The 3,056-nt window shown below is 64.2% G+C and carries 3 protein-coding genes; all 3 read right to left on the bottom strand.

The window, feature by feature from the left end; genetic code table 11:
• On the bottom strand, positions 1-396 hold a 396-nt coding region (locus tag HUU95_RS12460), incomplete at its 3' end, for an FAD-dependent oxidoreductase (RefSeq protein ID WP_254602783.1).
• A 214-nt stretch (positions 397-610) separates the two neighbouring features.
• Entirely contained in the window at positions 611-1,858 is a 1,248-nt protein-coding gene (locus HUU95_RS12455) for a PEPxxWA-CTERM sorting domain-containing protein (RefSeq protein ID WP_174280395.1), read from the bottom strand.
• 234 nt (positions 1,859-2,092) lie between these two features.
• A partial coding sequence (locus tag HUU95_RS12450) for an SRPBCC family protein (protein WP_174280393.1) occupies positions 2,093-3,056 on the bottom strand: 964 nt, incomplete at its 5' end.

Raw genomic sequence — 3,056 nt, 5'->3', positions numbered from 1 at the left:
GATGACGTTCCAGAGGAATCGGTAGATCGCCGCTGCGGCCTCGTTGAATCGGTAGGCTTCCAGCGCGGCGGTGACTCGGGCGGAGAAGCCGTCGCGGTCGACCGCGAGCGCGGAGCCGGCGGGGACGCGCGTGCGGTCGCCCTCGCGCAGGATCAGCGAGCCGAGCGCGCGCATTTCCTGATGGAGCAGGCCGACGGCGTTGCTTTCCGCGTCGTCGGAGCGGAAGCTGTTGGAACAGACCAGCTCGGCGAGGTGATCGCTGTGGTGCGCGGGCGTGGTGGCGCCGCCACCGCGCATCTCGGACAGCCGCACGCGAAGGCCAGCCTGCGCGAGCTGCCATGCGGCTTCCGAACCGGCGAGGCCGCCGCCGACGATGTGGATATCGTGCGTGCTCACGAAAGGTCGCACCAAAACAGGCTCATTCGTGACCTCTCGCATCCGCTGCCGATCTCGATGCGCTCGGTAGCGGCACCGGGGCGTGGAGGACAGGGCTCAGGTCGCGCTTCTCATCGCCAGTGCGGAGATGCGAGTCTGGTAGAACGCGTTTTGACTCCTTTGGAAGGAGGATCGGCGGGACCGTTGCCCTGCCGATCCTCCTTCTGGCGCGGTGTTACCGGACGGCAGACGACAGGCCGTGGCGCTTCTTGCGATCCTGGCGGCGGGCGAAGCCGATCGCGCCAACGCCAAGCGTCATCAACGCCCAGGTCGCCGGCTCCGGCACACTCGACGCGGGCAGAACGGTGAGAAGGCCCAGGCGCTGGTTCGAACCGAAGGTGCGGTTCGTCGCTTCGGTGCCGCTGTCGAACACGGCCAGGATGGAGCCGCCGTCATTGATGCTCAAGCCGGAGATGATCGTGTACTTGCTGGCGGAGTCGCTATCCAGCAGCGAGTTCAGATCCGTGAGCAAACTATTCTGATAGAGGAATCCGTGCTTGAAGGCGTCGTTGAGGATGCTGTTAAAGAACTTCACGTCACCGAACGTCGATGTGCCGACCACTTGCCCAAGGCTGTTGATGTCGTTGGCATCGCTTGTCTCGGTATTATTGTAGGTGGCTCGGCCGAGCGCTCCGATCCTGGTGATCGTTCCATTCACGCCGATAAACGCCTGGTCCTCACCGTTATCGAAGCCAGAAATGGACAACGAGCCGGCGATCATGCCGTTATTCGAGACGCCAACCACGTCGTGTATAGTCGCTGTACCAGGCGAATAGGTGACCAGACCGGTGACGCCATGCTCGGTTCCGTCATGTGGCCCCCGATTGCCCGGCGTTCCGGCTTTCTCCGTAATGTCCGTGGGCACGAACTGGGATGTGAAGATGCTGGTTATTCCTCCACTGACGTCACGCGTCACTCCGACGCCAGTGCCGACGTTGTTCAGCCCCTCGATCTCCACGTTAGCTGTGCTCGGATAGGCATCATATTCCGTTTCCGAGGAAGAATAGCCAGCGAACGTGGCGTACACAGGATTGGAGCCACTCTCACGAATCCCGGAATCATGGTTGTCGTTGATGGCCGTGGTTGGGTTCAACCCGGAATATGCGTAAACATGATCGGGTGTATGATAAAGCGTCGTCCCGATGATGTAATCGCCACTCACATTGGCGCCGCGCAATGCACCCGTGCCGCTACCTGGCAACAGGGTCGTCACACCATTTGAATATTCGTAGGACGCTGCTCCCGATTGGTAGAAGACATTATTATTGGTCGTGAGGAAGAACGGTAATCCGTAGCTACGGTTGGTCGCGCCGTAATCATATGAAATGTTGAGGTTGTTCAACGTGTACACGACTGCCTGGCCGGGAGCGACCGCCAATGTGCAGCCTGCCGCGACCAGGAATCTCGATAGGAACTTGTTCATGACGGCCCCCTTTGATTTCGCCGCCCCGGCTCGCCGGTCGGCGATCTTGTGATTAATCAGACCTTTCTAATTCCCGGGATCGATGAGCGTTAGGACCGGAGTCCGTATTTTACGTCGCATAGTCCCAAACTTCGCCGCCGCCCGATCGGGCATACCCATGCCGCCGATCAGAAACCCCAGTGAGCCGTACCGGTACTGATAAGGAGCAGCCGACCGGCTCGCGACCGGGTGGGTTCATCCTGCGCGCTCCCGCCGGCGCGGCATCTCCGCGCGGTGCTTCACCAGCGCGAGCAGGTTGGTTTCCAGGTCGCCCAGGAACAGCTCGCCCCAGGCGCGGGCATAAGGGTTGACCGGGGTCATCAGCCGATAGCGAGTGCGGAGCGTCAGGCGGGTGACGCCCGGCGCGATCTCAGCCGCGTCGTAGCCGCCGTCGGTGACGGTGAAATAGGTCCGGTTGGGCAGCAGGTGCTCGTCGGTATAGCCCCAGCCGGCAAGGTCGTCGAACAGGAAGCGCCAGGACAGCGCGCGACCGGGCGCCCAGCGGGTGATCCGCTCGCGGAAGCGGATGCCATGCTCCCAGCGCGCATACCGGTCCGCGCCGACGCCGCCGCCGACCAGCCGCGCGCCGAGCGGGCGGGGGACGCCGATCACGTCCTGCGTCAGGTTCCAGCCGCCCTCGCCCGGGTGAACGTCGGGAATGCCCTTCATCAGCGGCCACAATTGCGCGGGGCTGGCGTGGATGACGATCGAGCGGGTGACCACCGGCGTGGCGACGGGGACCGGAACGTATGGCTCGACCTGCATCGCGACGAGCGGGAGCGCGAACAGCGTCAGGCAATAGGCGCGGTCGCGCACGCGGCGGCGCAGGCGGTAGGTCACCTCCGCCCCGATCAGGCCGCTGACGATCCACAGCGGCGAGAGCAGCAGGACGCAGATCACGCCCTCGCGCAGGATTGCGAGCGAGAGCACCACGACGGCGGCGAGCAGCCACAGCGGCACGGCGAGGTAGGCGCGGTGCGAGCGCGTCTTCCACGGATCGGCGACATAGGCGACGAAGCCGCACACGGCGGCGGGCAGGACGAGGAGGAAGGCAAAGGAGATCGCGCCGGTGTCGGGCCGCGACGCGCTCAACAGCGCGTACACGCCCCAACTGAACGCGAGCGCGGCGGCGACGGCGGCGGCGATGCGGATCGCGGCG

The sequence above is a fragment of the Sphingomonas bacterium genome (genome assembly GCF_903643065.1).
Taxonomy (GTDB): Bacteria; Pseudomonadota; Alphaproteobacteria; order Sphingomonadales; family Sphingomonadaceae; genus Sphingomonas.
The sequence above is the reverse complement of the archived record's forward strand: the minus strand, read 5'-3'. Positions and strand labels throughout refer to the sequence as shown.